Origin of the sequence: Virgibacillus sp. M23, assembly GCF_034190895.1 — a bacterium.
GTDB lineage: Bacteria > Bacillota > Bacilli > Bacillales > Amphibacillaceae > Virgibacillus > Virgibacillus salarius.
The window spans coordinates 36,478-58,197 of the sequence record NZ_JAWDHA010000014.1; the positions used below are offsets into that span (position 1 = coordinate 36,478).

Annotated in this window: 18 protein-coding genes; 13 read left to right on the forward strand and 5 right to left on the reverse strand. The window is 36.7% G+C overall.

The genetic code is table 11. From position 1 onward, the window contains the following. Positions 1-329: 329 nt before the first annotated feature. From RVS70_RS07955 to RVS70_RS23375, 3 genes are all read right to left on the reverse strand, one after another. A complete protein-coding gene (locus RVS70_RS07955; protein ID WP_026682579.1) occupies positions 330-1,124 on the reverse strand; it encodes an SDR family NAD(P)-dependent oxidoreductase in 795 nt (264 codons plus the stop codon). A 127-nt stretch (positions 1,125-1,251) separates the two neighbouring features. Further along, complete coding sequence (locus tag RVS70_RS07960) at positions 1,252-2,265, reverse strand: AraC family transcriptional regulator (RefSeq protein ID WP_166530221.1); 1,014 nt, start codon at positions 2,263-2,265, stop codon at positions 1,252-1,254. 541 nt (positions 2,266-2,806) lie between these two features. Beyond that, the gene (locus RVS70_RS23375) at positions 2,807-2,992 is read right to left on the reverse strand and encodes a DUF6262 family protein (protein WP_414617169.1); all 186 of its coding nucleotides are present in this window, start codon (positions 2,990-2,992) and stop codon (positions 2,807-2,809) included. Positions 2,993-3,301: 309 nt separating this feature from the next. Between RVS70_RS23375 and RVS70_RS07970 the strand changes: the two genes are divergently transcribed. The 9 genes from RVS70_RS07970 (at position 3,302) to RVS70_RS08010 (ending at position 15,405) form a co-directional block, all read left to right on the forward strand. Continuing rightward, positions 3,302-3,616 (forward strand): PTS sugar transporter subunit IIB, encoded by a 315-nt coding sequence (locus tag RVS70_RS07970; RefSeq protein ID WP_026682577.1) that lies wholly within the window; start codon positions 3,302-3,304, stop codon positions 3,614-3,616. Between the two features lie 14 nt (positions 3,617-3,630). After that, on the forward strand, positions 3,631-4,920 hold the full coding sequence (gene celB / locus RVS70_RS07975) for a PTS cellobiose transporter subunit IIC (protein WP_166530222.1): 1,290 nt from the start codon (positions 3,631-3,633) through the stop codon (positions 4,918-4,920). Positions 4,921-4,962: 42 nt separating this feature from the next. After that, on the forward strand, positions 4,963-5,268 hold the full coding sequence (locus tag RVS70_RS07980) for a PTS lactose/cellobiose transporter subunit IIA (protein ID WP_026682575.1): 306 nt from the start codon (positions 4,963-4,965) through the stop codon (positions 5,266-5,268). A 23-nt stretch (positions 5,269-5,291) separates the two neighbouring features. Continuing rightward, positions 5,292-6,674, forward strand: a complete 1,383-nt coding sequence (locus RVS70_RS07985) for a glycoside hydrolase family 1 protein (RefSeq protein WP_321132839.1) — start codon at positions 5,292-5,294, stop codon at positions 6,672-6,674. A 300-nt stretch (positions 6,675-6,974) separates the two neighbouring features. Further along, the gene (locus RVS70_RS07990; protein WP_321132840.1) at positions 6,975-8,903 is read left to right on the forward strand and encodes a BglG family transcription antiterminator; all 1,929 of its coding nucleotides are present in this window, start codon (positions 6,975-6,977) and stop codon (positions 8,901-8,903) included. A 178-nt stretch (positions 8,904-9,081) separates the two neighbouring features. Then, entirely contained in the window at positions 9,082-11,001 is a 1,920-nt protein-coding gene (locus RVS70_RS07995) for a BglG family transcription antiterminator (RefSeq protein ID WP_121603722.1), read from the forward strand. Between the two features lie 225 nt (positions 11,002-11,226). Continuing rightward, positions 11,227-13,176 (forward strand): PTS fructose transporter subunit IIABC, encoded by a 1,950-nt coding sequence (locus tag RVS70_RS08000; protein ID WP_321132841.1) that lies wholly within the window; start codon positions 11,227-11,229, stop codon positions 13,174-13,176. 376 nt (positions 13,177-13,552) lie between these two features. Beyond that, positions 13,553-14,512 carry a mannose-6-phosphate isomerase, class I gene (gene manA, locus RVS70_RS08005; RefSeq protein ID WP_034679528.1) on the forward strand — a complete coding sequence of 320 codons (960 nt, stop codon included), beginning with the start codon at positions 13,553-13,555 and terminating at the stop codon, positions 14,510-14,512. A gap of 32 nt (positions 14,513-14,544) precedes the next feature. Further along, complete coding sequence (locus RVS70_RS08010) at positions 14,545-15,405, forward strand: ROK family protein (RefSeq protein ID WP_321132842.1); 861 nt, start codon at positions 14,545-14,547, stop codon at positions 15,403-15,405. On the opposite strand, the gene RVS70_RS23380 is transcribed toward RVS70_RS08010, so the two are convergent. Next, positions 15,382-15,648 (reverse strand): ROK family protein, encoded by a 267-nt coding sequence (locus RVS70_RS23380; protein ID WP_414617170.1) that lies wholly within the window; start codon positions 15,646-15,648, stop codon positions 15,382-15,384. The two genes, RVS70_RS08010 and RVS70_RS23380, sit on opposite strands and share 24 nt — an antisense overlap. Positions 15,649-15,689: 41 nt before the next feature. Continuing rightward, positions 15,690-15,839, reverse strand: a complete 150-nt coding sequence (locus RVS70_RS08015) for a hypothetical protein (RefSeq protein ID WP_161629287.1) — start codon at positions 15,837-15,839, stop codon at positions 15,690-15,692. Positions 15,840-15,989: 150 nt separating this feature from the next. Here RVS70_RS08015 and RVS70_RS08020 point away from each other — a divergent pair, with 150 nt between their 5' ends. The 4 genes from RVS70_RS08020 to ilvD all read left to right on the forward strand — a co-directional run bounded on the left by RVS70_RS08020 (position 15,990) and on the right by ilvD (position 20,695). After that, a complete protein-coding gene (locus RVS70_RS08020; protein ID WP_051388436.1) occupies positions 15,990-16,301 on the forward strand; it encodes a hypothetical protein in 312 nt (103 codons plus the stop codon). Between the two features lie 592 nt (positions 16,302-16,893). Further along, positions 16,894-17,448, forward strand: coding sequence for an AAA family ATPase (locus tag RVS70_RS08025; protein ID WP_281950091.1), 555 nt, complete (start codon positions 16,894-16,896; stop codon positions 17,446-17,448). A gap of 264 nt (positions 17,449-17,712) precedes the next feature. Then, positions 17,713-18,543 carry an aldo/keto reductase gene (locus RVS70_RS08030; RefSeq protein WP_121605773.1) on the forward strand — a complete coding sequence of 277 codons (831 nt, stop codon included), beginning with the start codon at positions 17,713-17,715 and terminating at the stop codon, positions 18,541-18,543. 466 nt (positions 18,544-19,009) lie between these two features. Continuing rightward, positions 19,010-20,695, forward strand: coding sequence for a dihydroxy-acid dehydratase (gene ilvD, locus RVS70_RS08035; protein ID WP_026679839.1), 1,686 nt, complete (start codon positions 19,010-19,012; stop codon positions 20,693-20,695). Positions 20,696-21,720 lie beyond the last annotated feature (1,025 nt).

Sequence of the window (21,720 nt, forward strand, 5' to 3'; positions counted from 1 at the left end):
GATCATCGAACAGCACTAATGAGATAATTAGCCCAAAATTAGGAACCATTCGATCGAAATAGCTGTCTCAACAGTTCCACGATTATCAAAACCTAAATTGAAAAATTTATAAAATAAGGAGGCTGGGACGAAACACAACTTCTTTACTCAACATACGAATAATCATGTTATCAATAGGAGTATCATCGCCGCACCGTGAAAATATACTTGCTTTCCGCGGTCGCGGCCTCAGCCTCCTTTTGTTTCAATCGCGCCCTTCTATAGTATTAGAGCATCCTATTCTTTTACGTTTTGTTAAACTTATATACAATATTTGAAATAGAAAAATACTAAAAAATAGTCGGTACCATTCCCCCATCCATGCGGATTGGAGAACCTTTAAATGCGGATGCATAAGGACTACACAAAAATGTAGTTAATCTACCTATTTCAATTGGCTTGATAAATCGTTGTATTTCAGATTGAGGTAGGTTTGTAGTCATAAATTCTTTCTCTTTTTCTGAAAAAGTCATATCAGCATGAGAGTATATACCCTCAATTATTTGATGAACATTTTCAGAGAGTGTTGGTCCTGGCATGATTGTATTAACTGTAACTTCTGCTCCTACTGTTAATTTAGATAAGCTTTTTGACAATGATAATAGCATGGATTTTGTCATACAATACTGAGGCATTTGTCCTGAAGGCATAATTGCTTCTTCACTGGCAATAAAAATAATGCGACCATAATCGTTTTTTAACATTTTAGGTAAATAAAACTTAGATAATCCATTTGCAGCAAGAACATTAGTACGGAAGTATTTTTCCCATGCTTCATCGTCAATGTCCTCATATTGCATAATCTCATAAATACCCATATTGTTAACTAAAATATCAATAGTGGGGTATTTTTTGAATAAGGCTTCTCTTTGTAGAATATCGACAATATCGGCTGTAGCATTTTGAGGAGAGGTAGCCGGGAAATTCGATTTAATTTCATTTACGATTCGTTCTACCTCTTCATAATTTCGTCCATTAATTAGCACATTGACACCTTCTTTGGCAAGTTCAATGGCAATTGCTTTACCTATACCTTTCGTTGATCCTGTAACTAAAGCTGTTTTATTGTTTAATCCCATATCCATAATACATTTCTCCATTTCATTTATCTTTTATGATAATAAGTTAAAATAAACGCGCTTCTACACTTTGGGTAATAATTAGGTTATTCTTTTTTAATATAGTGTTAAAAAATTTACTTTTAAGACAAAGTTAATTTCTTGAGTTTGTACCTAATTGTTCAGTACGCCAATTTAAGGGAGTATCACCTTCCCAAATGCGGAAGGCGCGGTAAAACGAGTTCTGGTCTTCATATCCAATCATGAAGGCTACTTCTTTAATATCGAACGAGGGATCTGCGAGGTACTCTCGAGCTAACTCATGTCGGACTTGTGTCAAAAGATGCTTGAAGTTCGTGCCTTCGTCAGTAAGACGTCGCTGCAAGGTACGATCGCTCATCCCAAACTCGCTTGCGACAGTCTGAATGTCAGGGCGCCCTCCTGTTAGGTTACGTTTCATAATCCACTTGACCATTTCGGTGATTGAGCGACTGCGTTGCTGCTCATCCAACGATTTGTCTAATACGGGTGTCAGAATCTCCAGCAACTCTTCGTTGTACGAGACAAAAGGGAGGTCTAGATCTCTTCGATGTAGCGTCAACCTGTTACAATTTGCGCCAATCCGGATATGGCAGCCGAAGTAAGCTTCAAGTGCCTGTAGGTCGCCCATTGAGTGCGTAAATTCGACAAATTTCGCCATCAACGGTTGGCCTGTGCCCCGACGTCCAAGCTCCAAAAGAAATGCCAGAGTGATTCCCACCAGCATCGGTGGACCTGGTTGCTCGGTATACAACCAATCTAGTTCAATTGTACATTTCTCACCTCCCTCGGTGATATGTAAGCTTTCAGGGGGACACATCTGTTTGTACCGTGCCATTCGTTTTAGAGCGTCACGGTAGTCACGAGCATGGTAAGTCGCTAATACTGTGGGTGGATAATGCGCTGTTTCAAAGACGGTCATAAGCTTGATAATTCCTTTGGCAGTGTCATCAATGAGATCCGAATAAGCCTGCCAAATCGCGAAATATTGATCGGTAGTGACAACTGGGTCAGTAATAATGGTGAGCGGTAGTCGTGCTTTTCGAGCCACGTCGTGGGGGGCAATCCCTAATTGATGTATGCCTGCCCAAAATCCTGCCGGGATTTTAATACGAGTATAAGACTTCATAATGGGTCCTCCTTTAGCTATCTAAACATTCACTAGTTTTGCTTGTGATTGTGTTCTGCCTAGTTAACGGGACAGATATTATAATACCTATTCAATCTAGCATTGTAACTAGCAAAGGGTGACATTTTACTATCCAACTATGTCGAATAAATCCGTTAGTAATAGGTACCATTAAAAAATCTAAATAATCCTATTTACCTAAGCGGTTTAAATATGTTTTAGTGTTTTTGTTATTTGTACCTACCCAATCAGAAAGTCACTCACTATAATCTTGGGCTTAAATTGATCTTAGCATTAAATTAATTTATCCAGTATTCAATATGTCTATCATTTACAATCTGGCCTGTTTGCCAAATAGTATGAGAATGTTTTGTTGGTATCGTTACTTCAACCTAAATAGTTTTAAAAAAGTAGAACTTACACCTTCCCATAAGCTACATTTAACTGCTTTTGTAGTTGTTGGTTATCATCTTCTAGTTTCTCGATTTTCCGTTTAGTGAATCTATAATGGCATTTTTATTGCTTCCATTCATTACTCGTTTTAATTGTTTGGTGTTGGCATTTGCGAGTTCCGCTTCCTTAATAATCCAATTTTCTCACGAATTTCAGGATTGTTGTACAATGTTGCTTTTGCTGCACCTGCTTCCTCTGCAACACTATTGAAATTAACATTTTCATTGGCTCGGATGAGTCTTTGAATCGCTTCACCCCCCTTTTTTACGTGTATTCAATGTTCCATGCGATCATAATCACCCATGTTTAAGCACCGCTTTTTCCTTTTCGTTCTAGTTCTCTTCTTAAGCGATCAAGACGTCCATAAAACCATTTCATAACGTAATATCGTTCCAAAATTCGTGAAAACACGGAGGTTATTCTTATATTAAGGGAGGTAAACAGCTGGTGAGGTGCTATGTAATCACGTGTAAGCGCTTAATTATTTCCGTTTCATGACGGAAAAAGTATAGGTGTAGTTGCTGTTTGTATTCGTATAAACTTATAGATAAGTTAACAAACATCAACATAGGAGGGATTTTCCATGAAAAATATTGTTCTAGCATGTTCAGCTGGTATGTCTACGAGTTTATTAGTAGCAAAAATGGAAGAAATAGCATCTGAAACGGAAATGGAGGTTCAGATATGGGCTGTGGCACAAGATAAGATAACGCAGGAAATGGAAAAAGCGGATGTACTACTTATCGGTCCACAAATGCGTTTTTTAAAAAAGAAACTTTCTAAAGCGGCGAGTGAATGGAATGTACCGATTGATGTAATTGATCCAATTGCTTATGGAAGAATCGACGGAGAAGCAGTGTTAAATAAGGCATTGGAATTGCTTAATGAAAATAGTTAAAGGAGGAGATTTAGATGAATGGGAAGTTTATGGAAATGTTGGAGAACTTCTTATTACCGATTGCTGATAAGTTAAACAATAACCGTTACTTATCCGCTTTACGTGACGGATTTATGGTTGCGTTACCACTTATTATTTTTGGTTCTATATTTGTTGTTATTGCAAATTTTCCCTTCCTCGATAGTATGATTAGTGAGGAAGCCTATAAGGCATACCAAAATGCATTAGGACCAGCTTCAGCTGCCACCTTAAGCATAATGGGATTATTTGTAATCGTTGGGATTGGTTATAAGTTAACAGAGCATTACGAAGGGGAGGCTATTTATGGCGGTGTAGTTGCACTAGCAGCTTTCTTGATATTAACGCCACAGGTATTAGAAGGAGTATCTGGAGTTATTCCTACAGCAAGTCTAGGAGCCCAAGGAATGTTTCTTGGTATCTTTACTGCATTTATTTCAGCTGAGTTATATCGTTTCTTCGTACAAAAAGATTGGACAATTAAAATGCCAGCTGGGGTTCCGGGGGCAGTGTCAAAATCATTTAGTGCATTAATTCCGATTACCCTAACATTATCCATTTTTTTAATAGTCCGCATTCTATTTAGTTACACCAATTTTGAGACAGTACAGAATTTTATTTATACTATAATCCAACAACCATTAACTGAACTTGGTAGTGGATTGCCAGCAACTATTGTTGCGGTACTGTTGATTCAGGTTTTCTGGTTCTTTGGATTACATGGCCAAATCATTGTGAATTCAGTATTTGATCCAATCTGGTATGCATTAAATGATCAAAATTTATCAGCGTTTCAGGCGGGGACTGAATTACCAAACATTGTGACGAAGCAATTTGTCGACTCTTTCCTTGTTGGTATGGGAGGATCAGGCATGACGTTAGCTGTTATCATTCTAATATTTCTAATTGGTAGAAGTAGACAATTGAAGGAATTAGGTAAGCTTGGTGCACCTGCCGGGGTATTTAATGTAAACGAGCCTATTATCTTTGGCTTACCGATTATCATGAATCCATTAATTATTATTCCATGGCTTGTTGCTCCAGTTGTAGTTACCATTATTACATATTTTGCTATGTCGACTGGATTAGTTCCGCCACCTGCTGGGGTAATTGTCCCATGGACAACACCAGTTATTTTAAATGGATTTTTAGCAACAGGTAATGCATGGCAAGGAGGGGTACTACAGGCAGTAAATTTAGTTATAGTAATTGCGATTTGGTGGCCATTCTTAAAGATTATGGACAAGAGTTACTATGAAAAAGAAACGAAGGTAAAGAAAAGCTAATCATAATAACAGTATTTTAAGCAGTCTTAAGAGGTGAAAAGCGTGGATCAAACAACAAATATTGCATTTCAAATAATATTGCACGCCGGTAATGGAAAATCAAACGTAATGGAAGCCATTCAAGAGGCAAAGATCGGTAATTTTACATTAGCCGATGAACTAGTTGAACAGGCTGGAGAAGAACTAGGAAAGGCGCATGAATACCAAACCCAGCTATTACAACAGGAAGCAAAGGGTGAAGAAAATGTTATTAATGTCATGCTTATTCATTCACAAGATCATTTAATGACATCAATGACAGTAAGGGACCTTGCGATAGAGATTATCGAAATATACAGAAATAAATAGTAAGTTAAGAGGAGGAACTAGCGGTGACAATCAACTTTCAGTTTCCTGAAGATTTTTGGTGGGGAAGTGCAACGTCAGCAACACAAATAGAAGGTGCTGCGAAAGAAGATGGTAAAGCGAAAAACATCTGGGATTATTGGTATGAGAAGGAGCCAAACCGATTTTTTGATGAAGTTGGCCCTGATACTACCTCTAATTTTTATCACACATATAAAGAAGATATAAAATTAATGAAAGAAATTGGTCATAATACCTTTCGTTTATCTATATCATGGTCAAGGTTTATGCCTTATGGTGAAGTAAACCAAAAAGCGGCAGACTTTTACAATCATGTAATTGATGAATTGATTGCTCAAGACATTGAGCCGTTTGTAAATCTGTTTCACTTTGATATGCCTTTTGATCTGCAACAGCAAGGCGGATGGGAAAGTAGAGAAGTAGTTGAGAAATATGTAGACTATGCGAAGACTTGTTTTCAATTATTCGGCGACCGTGTGACAAAATGGTTTACATTTAATGAACCAATTGTTCCAGTTGAAGGTGGATACTTGTATGATTTTCATTATCCGAATATCGTTGATGCTAAAAAGGCCACTCAAGTTGCTTATCATACAATGATTGCACATGCAAAGGCAGTAGAAGCATTTCGTACATACAATGACAATGGAAGTAAAATTGGAATCATTTTAAATCTAACACCGTCCTATCCTAGAAGTAATAATCCAGCTGATTTAAGAGCTTCTAGAATAGCAGACTTATTTTTCAATCGTAGCTTCTTGGATCCGGCGGTCCTTGGGGAGTATCCGAGCGAGCTAATAGAGATTTTAAATGAACATGGACTATTACCGAATACAGAAGTCGGAGATAAAGAATTATTAAGGGAGAACAAGGTTGATATTCTCGGTGTGAATTATTATCAGCCTCGTCGTGTGAAAGCAAAAGAGTATTTACCAAACCCGTATGCTCCGTTTATGCCCGATATGTATTTTGATAGCTATGAAATGCCAGGTAGAAAAATGAATAAGTATCGTGGGTGGGAGATATATGAAAAAGGAATCTATGATATTTTGAAAAATTTAAAAGATAACTATGGAAATATTGAATCTTTTATTTCGGAAAATGGCATGGGAGTTCAGAATGAAGAACGATTTCTAAGAAATGGAGAAATTCAGGATGATTATCGAATAGAATTTATAAAAGAGCATTTGAAATGGGTGCATCAGGCTATACAAGAAAATTGTAATGTAAAAGGCTATCATTTATGGGCTTTCATGGATAATTGGTCGTGGATGAATGCTTATAAAAATCGCTATGGTTTTTTTGCTGTAGACCTAAAGACAATGAAACGAACACCGAAGAAAAGTGCGCATTGGATAAAGCATGTAGCAGAAAATAATGGTTTTTAGACAGCAAAGCTGCTAGCTATCCGATAATGATTTTAATGAAAATATCGATTAAGGAGTTTTGATTTTGAACGAGTCAGAACGCCCTTTATCCCTCATATAACTGGCAGTAAGCCCCAAACTTCAAGTGAAAAAGTGAAACCAATATGGATAAGTGGGGAGCGACTGCCAGTAATGTCCGATTGGTTTAGAGGACTTTAGGTCATACCCTTGTGGTACTAACCATCCTGTGGGGGATAAACAAAACTCCCACTGATTGAGGTTTCACTTTATTACATCGATCCGAGTAAGGAGCAAATGGGTATGCTTACCTCGAGAATGAGAGTAATTTTAAAAAAGTTAATGACTATAGATGCACCTGTTACAGGTGAATTTTTGGCTGATATAAATAACGTTACATCTAGAACAACGAGGGAGGATATAAAAAAGCTAGATGCGTTGGTTATGAATCATGGTGCACAAATCCAAACCCTTATGGGAAAAGGTTATAAATTGGTTGTTTTTCAGGAAAAGAAATTTCGCCAATTTCTTCACCATATTGCATATCCAGAATTGTCAAAGGATTATCTACAACCTCAATCGCCTGAAGAAAGAGAAGCTTATATTATTCGAAAGCTATTAGTTAGTGATGATTATGTAAAGATCGAGCAATTGGCTGACGAATTGTACGTGAGTAAATCGACTGTTCAAAATGATTTAAAACAGGTAAAGTCCATCTTAAATCATTACTCTATTCAATTACATTCCAGACCTAATTACGGACTTGAGCTTAGAGGAGACGAGCTTAAATTACGTTTTTGTATGGCAGAATATGTTGTTGATCGAAGTAGTGATTGTACCGAAAATGGGATGAAAGGCTTATCTTCTAGTTTGATGCCAACAGATTTCCATGCCATATCAGCAATTATTATGCAGCAAATTAGTCAACATCAAATTAGTATGTCAGATATTGCTATTAATAACCTTCTCATTCATATTGCGATCGCTTACAAAAGAATTCGTAGTGGAAATCATGTTAATTTACAACCAAGTGAACGTAGCCAAATAGAAAAGCAGAGTGAATATCAAGTAGCTTTAAAAATTGTAAAGGATGTAGAAGAACATTTTAACGTTGTTTTCCCAAAGGAGGAGACCGCTTATATTGCTATTCATTTATTGGGAACGAAAATGCTTTCGCAGCCTACAAAAGTAGACGTGCTTAACGAACAAATGATTGACGATACTATTCTGGCTATTAGTAAAAAAATGTTAGCTAAAATTGAGGAAGAGTATCGCTTAGGTATTGAGCATGATAAGGAACTAATTATTGCACTAAGCTTGCATTTAAAACCTGCAATTAATCGCTATAAATATGGTATGAATATTAGAAATCCATTATTGGAGGACATTAAAAAGAAGTATCCATTAGCATTTGAAACGGCTATTCTTGGTGGTTTAATGATTGAAAAAATAACAGATACCAAAATTGATGAAAATGAAATTGGCTATATTGCCTTGCATATTGGTGCAGCTATCGAAAGAAGGAACTTAAATTCCGGACCTAAACGATGTTTAATTGTCTGTGCTTCTGGGTTTGGGACTGCACAATTGATCTACTATCGAGTAAAAACACAATTCAGACAGAGTCTTGATGTAGTAGGTATTACAGAATTGTATAAATTAAAAGCTTATAATTTAAACAACGTTGACTTGATTATTAGTTCAGTTCCTATTATAGAGAATTTATCAGTTCCAGTTATCGAAGTAAATGCTATTCTTGGAAATAATGATATGAAAAAAATTGGGCAATTCATTGGTAATCAACGAAATATATCTGGTTATTTTCAAGAAAATCTTATATTCTTACAGAAAGATTTTGAAACAAAGAAGGAAGTATTGCATTTTTTACATCAAAAGCTACTTCAGTTAGGACATGTAAATAAGAGCTATCTAGATAATCTATATGACAGAGAAGCAATAGCTCCTACTTCGTTCGGCAACCTAGTAGCCATTCCACATCCGATAACTCCACAAACAAATAAAACGTTCTTAACTGTTTGTACTTTGAAAAAAGCAATTACCTGGGGAAATAAACCTGTCCAATTTGTCTGCCTTTTAAATGTCAAGAAAGATAGTCAGGAAGACTTGCAACATATGTATGATCTGTTGGGGAGAATGGTAAACTCGGAAACAATGATACACCAATTAATCAAGGCATCGACCTTTGATTCATTCATGTCTGCCTTACGTTAAAAAAGTAAGAACGATGTGAATAAGGAAAAAAGTCCTTCCTTTTGCTATTCTAGTTGTATATAGCTGTTTTGCTACGAATAAAGATCGTATCAAATTTCTAGCAAATCAGTAAAATACAACAAAGCTTCTCCAGTTTGTTTTGGTTAACGGACAAGCTTTGTAAGAAGTTGGTGCTGCAATGAATAACAGACAGAGAGAGCTAATTGAGATATTATTATCAAATGATAGTAAGCCATTTCTTATACAGGATCTTGCAACACATGTTCAATGTTCAGAGAAGACAGTGCGTAATGATCTTAAACAGATTGAAGATTATGTAAGGACTTTCTCATCCGCCTCAATAGTTCGTAAGCCTGGTACAGGCGTCTATCTAGACATAAATAATGTCGAACGAAAAAAATTATTCCAGGAACTATTTGCGGAGACAATATCTGAAGATGAGCGAGCAATGAAAATTGCCTATCGCTTATTGGAGAGTAAACGACCAGTTACATTACAAACATTGGCAGATGAACATCACATTCATAAAGCAGCTATTAAAGCTGACATGAAACGAATAGCTGAGTGGATAAAGAACTTTGATCTCTTATTAACTTCTAGGCAGAAACTAGGGCATATTATAGAAGGTGAAGAGATTAATAAACGTATTGCTTTAGCACATTTACAAGAATTTATCGTTGATAACACAAGAAATTACCTATTTGATTTATTTTTACCATTTGAAATTTCTACTATAAATAATGCGTTGGACAATATGAGGCTATCAAGTGGCATCCCTTTTGCAGATAGTGCGTTGGACGGTCTTTTGATGCATGCACTTATATTGGTGAAACGAACAAAACAACATGCATCTATCGTTATTTCAAATACTCCTGACGAAGCATTTTTTAAAACAAGAGAATATAAAGCTTCTGAAAAGTTTTTAGAAGAATTGGAATTGAAGTTTTGTATATCTATTTCTAAAGCAGAAATTATTTACTTTACATGGCATGTACGTAGTTGTAAAAAAAGGGAAGATCAATCAACTCCTTTGAATAAACAGCATCCGAAAACTGTACAGGTAGCTTCTGCAATAACCAGTAAGATTAAACGGTTAACGATGATATCCTTTGAAGAAGATGAGCAATTATTGAATGGCTTAGCTATTCATTTAGATGCAGTCATTCATCGACTTAAATATGGATTTCCAATCACAAATCCTTTGTTAGGTAATATTAAAAAGATGTATCCATATATGTTTAGTATGGTGACGTTAGCAATAGAAAATGTAAAGAGACAATTTTATGTGAATCTTCCAGAAGATGAAGTTGCTTACCTTGTTCTTCATTTCCAAGCTTCGCTTGAAAGAATCCAAAAGAAGAGGAGGAAGGTTCCGAAGGTATTAATTGTATGTCATATGGGTGTAGGAATGTCTCATTTGTTGCAAGTGAAAATAGAACAACAATATAAGGATATTCAAATCGTTGGTGCAATAGGTAAATCAGAAGTACCTCGTTTCATTCAGCATCATGAGGTTAACTTGATTATTTCTACGACAGCACTAAGTAATAGTAGTATTCCAACCATTATTATTTCTCCTTTACTTGAACAGGAGGATCAAGATAAATTGGCTCAATTCTTTAAACAAGGTACGATAAGTGATAGTTCGAATTCGTCAGGTTCTTTTCTAGCCGATTTAATGAGTGAAGAACTCTTATTCATAAATGTTAAAGCAGAGCATCGTTACCAAGTTGTAGAAATGCTTGGCAACCAATTATTAGCTAAAGGTAATATTAAGCAAGAATATGTTCATCATGCCCTATTACGTGAGAAAAAATCTGCTACATCTATTGGGGGTGGTGTGGCTATCCCACACGGAGACCCTAGTCTAGTGCGAAAAACCTCCATAGCGGTGGCCGTTCTTGATACACCAATAGAATGGGGAAGCGAAAGGGTATCAATTGTTTTTATGCTTGCTATAGCCAATGATAAATCCAATCCTATAAAAACAATTATTAATCAAATATCTTCTATTTCTCAAGATCCGATTACGTTTAATGCATTAATGAAAGCACCAGATAAGCAGTCCTTTATCACGAATATAAAAAGTTACAATTAGATGTAATCTAGTTAAGCTATTATGCCTACTTTAAACAGTAAAAGATCAGGGTGATCTCCCTAATGAAATTTCAATCAGTGGGGGTTTTACTGCTAGCTATATGTGGGATAAAATACAATCTTACCGTAGTTGTGGAAGAAAAGAGACATTTATCCTTTGTTTATCTGATATATACTATATTCAAGAAAGCGATTACGAATCTTTTCAGATATAGGAGGATATATTATGAAGATAGTTGCTGTAACTGCATGTCCAGTAGGTATTGCCCATACGTATATGGCCGCTGAGAATTTACAAAAAGCAGGTGAAGCACTCGGTGTTACTATTAAAGTTGAAACTCAAGGGTCCATTGGTGTAGAAAATGCACTTACCGAAAAAGATATTGAGGAAGCTGATGGAGTTATCATCGCCAGTGATAAGGAGGTTTCCAAAGATAGATTTATTGGTAAAAAGCTTATTGCAACAGGAGTACAAGAAGGTATTAGAAATCCGGAACAATTAATTAAACGAATTCAAACAGGGGATGTTTCCGTTTATCAAGCACAATTAGCTTCTGCTGAAGGCGTTAAAAAGAAGCGAAAGGAAAAAGAGAATCCTATCTATAAGCACTTAATGAGTGGCGTATCTTACATGATTCCGTTTATTGTTGTAGGTGGATTACTCATAGCTATTGCTTTAACACTTGGCGGTGAACAAACACCTGGAGGAATCGTAATACCAGAAGATTCATTCTGGAAAAAGATTGAAGATATTGGTGCTGCCTCCTTTAGTTTTATGGTTCCGATATTAGCTGGTTTTATTGCGGTTAGTATTGCAGATCGTCCAGGCTTGACACCAGGTATTATTGGAGGTTTCATTGCTGCAAATGGTAGTTTTTATGGCAGTGAAGCGGGTGCTGGATTTATTGGTGGGATCATCGCTGGTTTTCTTGCTGGTTATATTACGCTAGCTATTAAAAAAATTAAAGTGCCGCAAGCTCTTCAACCTGTTATGCCAATTATATTTATTCCAATTTTAGCAACGTTAATTGTTGGCTTATTATTTGTGTATGTCATTGGTGCGCCGGTTTCACAGGTGTTTGAATCGTTAACAGCATGGCTTGAGGGCATGCAAGGTGCCAGCTCCATTTTATTAGCGCTAATTCTTGGTGCGATGATTGCAGTTGATATGGGGGGACCTTTTAATAAAGTGGCATTTTTATTCGGTTCTGCAATGATTGCAGAAGGAAATTATGAAATCATGGGACCAATTGCGGTAGCCATTTGTATACCACCACTTGGAATGGGACTAGCTACTTTTATTAATAAAAGAAAGTATCAACCTGCTGAGCAACAAGCAGGAAAGGCAAGCTTTACAATGGGATTATTCGGTATAACAGAGGGGGCTATACCATTTGCTGCCCAAGATCCATTACGTGTTATACCTAGTATCGTGGTCGGATCGATGACAGGATCTATGCTAGCAATGTTAGGTAATGTAGGTGATCGTGTAGCCCACGGTGGTCCGATTGTAGCTGTGTTAGGGGCGGTTGATAATGTACTAATGTTCTTCTTAGCTGCCGTTATTGGTACATTAGTTACAGCTATTTTAGTTAATCTACTAAAAAAGGATGTAGTTAGTTCTACACTCGATAGCCAATCTAACAAACAAACCGAAGCAGTTAATGATCAAATAAGTTCTCTGAACACTAGAAATGAACAAGATAAAAAATTATATATACGTAAGTTAACCGATATTGTAACCGTTGATCTAGTGGATACGGACCTTAAAGGAGCAACAAGAGATGAAGTTATTGATGAATTGATTAACAAAATGGATAGAGCTGGTATTCTAAGCGACAAAGAGATATATAGACAGGCTGTTATTGCTAGAGAGAAAGAAGGAACAACTGGTATGGGAATGAACATTGCGATCCCACATGGAAAATCTTCAGCTGTTAATAAACCTGCTGTAGCATTTGGAATGAAACATGATGGTGTTGATTGGAATAGTTTAGATCATACTGCTGCAAAAATAATTTTTATGATTGCGGTCCCTGAAAAGAATGCAGGAGACGAACATTTGAAAATACTACAAATGCTTTCACGTAAGCTTATGGACGATCAATTCAGAAAACAGCTTTTAGATGTAGCAAATAAAGAAGAGGCATATCAGCTACTAGATGAAATTCAATAAAGTATGTATTTATCCTTCAATTAACTGGCAGTAAGACCCTCATTTAGGGGATCGACTGCAAGTCAAATGTCCGATTAGTTCCAAGGCTTTTAGGTCATACTTTTGTGTTACTAACAATTAGTAGGGGAAAAACAAACCCCCACTAATTGATGTTTCACTTTATAAGGGTGTCTCATACTATTCGTTAGGATACAGGAATGAATTTGAATATGTGGGACACCTGAGTTTTTCGCCAACTAGGAGGCTGAATCGCAGTTTTGGGTAACCTGTTACAACTCGTTCTTACTATTCATTAAATTCTATTGAAAATTATTAACGAAGCTACTTCTAAGTTTGCTATAATGATAGCTATTAATAGCTTCTAGGAGGAATAATTGTGCAATATAGAGAACCCTTATTTTTAAAGCCTGTTTTTCAGGAACGTATTTGGGGTGGGGAAAAATTACGTGATCTATATAACTATAATATCCCTACCAATAAGACAGGGGAGGCTTGGGGAATATCTGCTCACCCTAACGGACCAAGTAGAATTATGAATGGTCCTTTAAAAGGAAAGACTTTGGCGGAAGCTTGGCAAGAACATGGTGAGTTATTTCATAAAGATCCTATGAATAAGGAAGCATATCCGCTATTGGTAAAAATATTAGACGCAGCGAAAGATTTATCTGTTCAAGTACATCCTAATGATGCATACGCACGGTCTGTTGAAGCGCATCCTTATGGTAAAACGGAATGCTGGTATGTATTACAGGCAGAGCCAAATTCTGAAATCATTTTAGGACACCATGCAGACACTAGAGAAGATTTTGAAGCTAGCGTTGATAATGGTGCATGGGATAGTCTCTTAAAAAGCAAAAAAGTAGCAGCAGGGGATTTTATCTATGTACCTAGTGGAACCATTCATGCGATTGGTAAGGGAATTGTGATTCTTGAAACCCAACAGAGCTCTGATATAACATATCGCGTGTACGATTATGATCGGAGAGATGAGAGCGGGAATACAAGAGAACTGCATCTTACACAAGCGAAACAAGTTACGACCGTTCCTCATTATGAGCCTGAGTTAAAACAGCAGGTAGAAAAAATAGCTGATCTGACGATTAAAGAGCTAGTTAGTGAACAGTACTTTACTGTTTATCACTGGGAATTAGTTGGGCAAGTAACTAAACAAATGGATAAGGACTTTCTTCAGTGTAGTGTGATTGGTGGGACTGCTACGCTAACTGTTGATGACAATTCATTTGAAATCGTAAAAGGCGATCACTTTATCATACCTTTTGGAATAGAGAATGTTAAACTAAATGGAAATGCTCAGTTAATCGTTTCGCATACGTAATAAGACTGATTCAGTTAAGGGGGAGAGAGGTTATGTTGGTTGGAGCGATTGAAGCAGGGGGGACAAAGTTTGTCTGTGCGGTAGGAAATGAATCTGGAAAAGTATTGGATAAAGTAACATTTCCTACAAGTGATCCGAAAGAAACGTTACAGCATGTTTATGACTTTTTTTCTTCCTACAACATTAGTTCTTTAGGTGTAGGTAGCTTTGGTCCAGTCGATTTAGATACAACAAGTTCTACCTATGGTACGATACTGAATACGCCTAAACTAAGGTGGAAGGAATTTCAGCTACTAGAGCATTTGACAAAGCACTTTTCGATTCCTGTCCATCTGGATACAGATGTAAATGCAGCTGCATTAGGTGAATATATGTATGGGGCTGGAAAGGACGTGAGCAGCTGTTTATATATTACTGTAGGGACAGGGATAGGTGCTGGTTTCGTAAATAATGGAAAAACGTATAAAGGGAAAAGCCATCCGGAAATGGGACATATTCTGGTACAAAAACATGTAGACGATGACTTTCAGGGAGTTTGCCCTTCTCATGGTGCCTGTTTAGAAGGATTGGCGTCGGGACCAGCAATTGAAAAAAGGTATGGTCAAAAAGGTCATTTGCTTTCAAATCGTATAGATGTCTGGGAAATAGAGGCCAGTTATCTGGCTCAAGCAATTATGAATTATTCTTTAATACTTTCCCCACAACGAGTGATTATTGGTGGAGGAGTTATGAAGCAGGAACGTTTATATCAACTAATTCGTAAAGCTTTTACCAATCTTATGAATAATTACATAGACGTTGGTGATATCGAACAATTTATAGCTTCACCTAAATTAAAAGATGAACAAGGGGTTAAAGGTGCAATTGCATTAGCAATTGAAAAAGGGAGATAATAACCTTAAACGCTTATCGTTATGACGAACAAGAAGGTAAGAAGTTTTAACGTAATTAAGCAGGTAGTCACCTTGCTGTGATAAACCGCCCCCTATAAGTAAACATTTAGGATCAAATAGTAAAATTATTTGTGCCAGACCCGCAGCTATTTGCTTTGCCCAATCATTGATCATAGAAATACATGCTTGCTCTCCAGATTTTGCACGTTGAAAAATATTCTCTGGGTAGTTGCTTCTCCAAATACTTGTTTAATCATTGAACGAAGCGCAGAAGTAGCCGCCCTCTATTCAAAATTGGTTTTCGTGACCGAATCATATAATAAATAGCCAACTGAATTGGCTTGTTGATAATATCCGTCCATTAGTTCGTGATGGTAATAAGCTCCACCGATTCCTGTACCAATTGTAATACAATAAATATGATTTTTATTCATAGGAGAGCCCTTCCAACGTTCTCCTAATAAATTTTTATTTCTCCGTATGTCTGTTGAGATGTACGTTGGGTTTTAATTGGGTATAAATTTCCCGTATATGTCCATCTTAAAAAGAAAGGAAAATTATTCTAACAAAAGTGGTGAAATGTTATGAGGAACAGGGCTATAGGCATTTGTTTTATAATGTTTCTAATGCTGTTTGTACAATTGACAGAGGTAAACGCTGCACCTGATGTAATTGACAAACATACAGAACATAACTGGCAAGAATATCATACGGAAACGTCATTCATAAAAACAGGTACACATGAATATAAGTATTGGAAAAATTTTATGCGCCACAAACGGACATGTGAGATATATCAGAAGTTGAAAACCATTGTATATTATTGTGATGTGCATGATCATGCTAAATCTGAAACAATTCATGAGGGAACAGTTCACAGTGAAAAACACGATTAAACAGTGACGGAGGCGGAGACAAAACACAGCTACTTTACAAAATACGAATAATCTTTTTTATCAATAGGAGTATTATCGGAATCACGTGAGCTTGCCAGCTGATGATTACTTATCATAGGACGATTCGTGAAGTTCTTCGTTTCTGGGCGTTGGATCTGGACGCAGCTCAACACGCACCTATTTATCCACAGAATCAAATTTTATAATTCCCTAGGCTTTAAAAACGAACGATAATTAATTTCAAGTAATTATCGTTCGTTTTTCTGCTGTTTCTACATTGTTTTGTCTAAGCCTCTTTAATATTATTTATCCCGCATATAACTGGCAGTAAGATCCCACTTCAAGCAATAAAGAGAACTTATTATTGGGGAGTGGGGATCAACTGCCAGTAAATATCCGATTGGTTCTAGGGCCTTTAGGTTATACCTTTGTGGTACTACCAATTCGTGGGATAAACAAACTCCCCACGGATTGAAGTTTCACTTTATGAAAATGTTATATTTATTAGTAGGGAAAGGACAAACACTATCTATTTTCATGATTTGCCTCTCTCTCTCGTACTGGGAAATAAGTTGTTGGAAGGGTTATTAAAATGATACTAATGATAAATGGAGCATTTGGAGTTGGAAAAACGTGTGTAGCAAATGAACTAATTAAGATAATGGACAATAGTATGATTTTTGATCCCGAAGAAGTCGGGTTTATGCTGCGGAATATTCTTCGGCAAAACATCAAGCAAGTTGAATCTACAACGGGGGATTTTCAAGAATTTCATTTGTGGAAGGTGTTAACAGTTGAAACTGCTAAGCTACTCGTTGCTACTTATCAGAAAACGCTTGTTGTACCAATGACAATAAGAGAGCCTGAATATTTTCGATATATCTTTAACGGATTTAAAATGATTGACGAGCAGACTATACATTTTTGTTTAACAGCTAAAGAAGAAACAATTTTTAATCGGTTAAGAAAAAGAGGAGAGGCTGAAGGTAACTGGTGTTTTCGGCAAACGAAAAAGTGTATAGAGTCTTTTCAGGAGAATGATTTTTCAATTTATATAGATACAGAGCATACTGCAATAGATAAGGTTGCACAAGTAATAAAAAAACAGATAGATCATTCGACTTTATTAGATGAAAATGGATTGTAATGATAAATGTAATTCCGTTTTTTACCAATTATTTATCCCGTATATAACTGGCAGTTAGCCCCCACTTCAAGCAATGAAGAGAACTTATTTTTGGGGAGTGGGTATCAACTGCCAGTAAATGTCCGATTGGTTCTAGGGCCTTTAGGTTATACCTTTGTGATACTTACCAAATTCGTGGGATAAACAAACTCCCCACGGATTGAAGTTTCACTTTATCCCATTGTATACGGTATGATAGATGAGTAAAAGGATGGGGGAATAATGATGATAAAGCACTTACAAGATACAGTAACGTTAAATAATGGTGTGGAAATGCCTGGGTTTGGATTAGGTGTATATAAAGTGCAAGATGGACGAACGGTTAAAGAAGCTGTTAAGATTGCAATAAAACATGGTTATAGAAGTATAGACACAGCTTCGTTTTATGACAATGAGACTGGTGTTGGTGAAGCAATTAGAGAATCTGGAGTAGCTCGTAAAGAACTATTTATTACGACAAAGGTTTGGAATGACCAACAAGGTTATGAGCGCACAATGCAGGCTTTTGAAGATAGTATGGAAAAATTAGGATTGGAATACCTTGATCTGTATCTCATTCATTGGCCAGTGAAAGGATTATATAAAGAAACATGGAGGGCAATGGAAAAGCTCTACAAAGATGGTAGGGTTCGTGCAATTGGTGTAAGTAATTTTCATCAGCATCATTTGGAAGATTTGATGAGAGGAAGTACCGTAAAGCCAGTAATTGATCAGGTGGAATATCATCCACACTTGACACAACAAGAATTACATCATTACTGTAAGAGCAAGAGTATTCAACTTGAAGCATGGTCACCATTAAAAAGAGGTGGACTAATAGAGGATGCGACATTGACAGAAATTGGTGAAAAATATGGAAAGAGTACGGCTCAGATTATTTTACGGTGGGATCTTCAAAACGATGTTATAACTATCCCTAAATCTACAAAAGAAGAGCGAATTATTGAGAATGCGGCAATATTCGATTTTTCGTTAACGGAAGGTGAAATGAAGCAAATAAGTAGTTTAAATAAAAACGAACGAAGCGGCTCTAATCCTGATAGCTATGATGCATAATAATAGGAACAACCTCTTGATTCATCGTTTCAAGAGGTTTTTTAATTATTCCTAGATAGATTAAAGCTATCTCAATCCGATCTTGTTAGATCAATTAAAGAAATAGTCCGTTCCAACGCGCAGTACCATTTATTTATAATATCCAGAAAAGTCCTCCAACCACTATAAATAAAAGGAGCTTCATACATAAAAGATTTGCAACCAACTTAATCAACCATAAGCAATAGAATCTTATCTCCCCTATCTAGAATATGTCTGATCGAAAATAAATCCCCATGTACGCAAAAAGAAAAAAGAATCTGTTACTGATGTGCATCCGTCTGTTGTGATAATCACTCGCATACAGGTTTTTCGGATTTTCACAAAACGACTTGAATGACGACATTGAATCATCATAATTAAAAAAATTCATTGAACTATTTGATAATTAGTCATATAATAATTCGAAAGAAAGGTGGGGAATCCATTGGAAAAAGATTTACGCATTAAAAGCCACGTGTTTAGTGAGGGAGCAATGAAGGCTCCAAATCGTGCTATGCTAAGGGCTGTGGGATTATCAGATGAAGATTTTCAAAAGCCAATGATCGGTGTAGCCAGTACATGGAGTGAGGTCACCCCGTGTAACATACATATAGATGATCTGGCTGTACAGGCCAAGAAAGGAGCACGTGAAGCAGGCGGTGTTCCTTTAATTTTTAATACAATTACGGTTTCAGATGGAATCTCCATGGGGACACAAGGGATGAGATATTCATTGCCAAGTCGTGATTTGATTGGTGATTCAATAGAAACAGTAGTTGGCGCAGAGAATTTAGATGGATTGGTTGCTATTGGAGCTTGTGATAAGAACATTCCGGGTTGTATGATTGCCATAGCAAATGCAGGAGTACCAGCAGTTTTTGTGTATGGTGGAACCATTGCTCCCGGTTCTGTGAATGGTAAAGATATTGATATCGTTTCAGTATTTGAAGGTGTTGGCAGGCATAACAATGGTGATATTGATGATACGGAATTGCGTTCCATTGAATGTCATGCCTGCCCAGGAGCTGGTGCGTGTGGAGGGATGTATACAGCAAATACAATGGCTTCAGCAATGGAAGCTATTGGTATGAGCTTGCCCGGTAGTTCGTCTAATCCTGCCGAATCCGCCGAAAAAGCAAAAGACTGCAAAGAAGCTGGTAAAGCTGTCTATCATTTGCTTGAAAAAGAAATATTTCCAAAGGATATTATGACGAAAAAAGCATTTGAAAATGCTATAACGGTTGTGATGGCTTTGGGAGGTTCTACAAATGCGATATTACATCTATTAGCTATTGCACATGCTATCGAAGTAGATTTAACAATTGATGATTTTAATCGTATTCAAGAAAAAACTCCTCATTTGGCAGATCTAAAGCCTAGTGGTAAATATGTTATGCAGGATCTTCATCGGGTAGGAGGTGTACAGGCTGTTATGAAGCTACTTTATGAAGCTGGTTATCTCCATGGAGACTGCTTAACAGTAACTGGAAAAACGATTGCTGAGAATTTAGCTGACACACCTTCATTAACAGAAGGGCAGGATGTTATTATGCCTATTAATAAGCCAAAACGTGAAGATGGTCCATTAATTGTATTAAAAGGTAATCTAGCTCCACGCGGTGGTGTTGCGAAGGTATCTGGTGTGAAAGTAAAGCGGCATAGTGGTCCTGCAAGAGTATTTAATACTGAAAAAGAAGCAACAGCAGCGGTAATGAGTAATCAAATTAATGAAGGGGATGTACTTGTTATTCGTTACGTTGGTCCAAAGGGTGGCCCAGGCATGCCAGAAATGCTATCAATCTCTGCAATTTTAGTAGGAAAAGGTTTGGGCGAAAAGGTAGCTTTACTAACAGATGGGAGATTTTCTGGAGGAACACATGGGCTAGTGGTAGGACATATCGCACCAGAAGCGCAAGATGGGGGGCCAATTGCCTTCTTAGCAGAGGGCGATATGGTAACAATAGATTCTGAGAAAAAGGAGATTTCATTTAAGGTTACAGAGAGCGAATTGGAGGCAAGAAAGAAAGAGTGGTTAGCACCCCCATTGTATAAAAAGGGTGTGTTAGGTAAATATGCACATAATGTCTCTTGCTCCTCGCTTGGTGCCGTAACGGACTATTTAACGGAGTAGCAAGACATGAAGCATAAAGTGGATAGGATTAGCGTAAACACTTGCCTGTATAGACAAACAATAGATTTTTTGAAATCTAACAAAGTTTACAGCAGAAAAAGGCTTCGACAAACGTAATTAAGAGGCAAAAAGCGAACAATGATTAGATAGGAACAATTATTGTTCGTCCCCCCTCTTCATTTTAACTAAAATTCTGTCATAACCCAACGTATCGAGATGCTCTTTAGTTTTCTACAAGCTTTTTGATCTATCACCTGAATACGATATTACACACTTTCCTCGAGACTTCCTCATGGAAAAAACTTCTACAAATATGAATCATTCGATGTTCTGTAAAAATGTGAATAACCTATCAATATATTAGTTAATATAGATTTGGAAAAAAAGCAATTTAAGGCAAATTAATACATTCTGATATATTAATTTAGATTTATGAAAATAAAAAGTTAATTTTTAGGCGTATTATGCAATATATTAGAATGTAATCATTTTGTAACATTTCAGAGAAAACAGAAGTGAAAGGTTTGTAAGCGTATACAAGAAAATTCACTAATCAAAAATATCAAAAAACTTTAAAATATCTGTTGACTCTTTGTTTAAAACGGTATATTATTAACGGCAATATTAACTTATAAAAATTTCAAACCTAACAAACACGATAAATAAAGGGGCAGCCAAAAATAAAATATTGTTAACACTATGACGGGAAAAAAGGAATATAACCTGTGTATTCACAGAGATCCAGGGTTGCTGCGAGCCTGGAAGTACACTATATTCTGACATCATCTCTGAGTGCCGGACTGAACGGGGTTACTTAATAGGCCGGCCAGGTGCAATATCTGTACCTGTTATCTAAGGGGTCCAATATATTGGTCCCCATGAGTTGGTATTCGCAAGAGTACTAAGAATCTGGGTGGTACCGTGAAAAGAAGACGCTTTTCTCCCCATATAATCTGTAAACATGTATGCAGTTATGGGGATTCAAGGCGTCTTTTTTTATTCCGCAATAACTGGCAATAAGCCCC

Coding starts and splice junctions, on each gene's coding strand:
- RVS70_RS07955 (WP_026682579.1), bottom strand. CDS start 1,124: ATGGATATGGGATTAAACAATAAAACAGCTTTAGTTACAGGATCAACG.
- RVS70_RS07960 (WP_166530221.1), bottom strand. CDS start 2,265: ATGAAGTCTTATACTCGTATTAAAATCCCGGCAGGATTTTGGGCAGGC.
- RVS70_RS07970 (WP_026682577.1), top strand. CDS start 3,302: ATGAAAAATATTGTTCTAGCATGTTCAGCTGGTATGTCTACGAGTTTA.
- celB (WP_166530222.1), top strand. CDS start 3,631: ATGAATGGGAAGTTTATGGAAATGTTGGAGAACTTCTTATTACCGATT.
- RVS70_RS07990 (WP_321132840.1), top strand. CDS start 6,975: ATGCTTACCTCGAGAATGAGAGTAATTTTAAAAAAGTTAATGACTATA.
- RVS70_RS07995 (WP_121603722.1), top strand. CDS start 9,082: ATGAATAACAGACAGAGAGAGCTAATTGAGATATTATTATCAAATGAT.
- RVS70_RS08000 (WP_321132841.1), top strand. CDS start 11,227: ATGAAGATAGTTGCTGTAACTGCATGTCCAGTAGGTATTGCCCATACG.
- RVS70_RS08010 (WP_321132842.1), top strand. CDS start 14,545: ATGTTGGTTGGAGCGATTGAAGCAGGGGGGACAAAGTTTGTCTGTGCG.
- RVS70_RS08015 (WP_161629287.1), bottom strand. CDS start 15,839: ATGAATAAAAATCATATTTATTGTATTACAATTGGTACAGGAATCGGT.
- RVS70_RS08020 (WP_051388436.1), top strand. CDS start 15,990: ATGAGGAACAGGGCTATAGGCATTTGTTTTATAATGTTTCTAATGCTG.
- RVS70_RS08025 (WP_281950091.1), top strand. CDS start 16,894: ATGATACTAATGATAAATGGAGCATTTGGAGTTGGAAAAACGTGTGTA.
- RVS70_RS08030 (WP_121605773.1), top strand. CDS start 17,713: ATGATAAAGCACTTACAAGATACAGTAACGTTAAATAATGGTGTGGAA.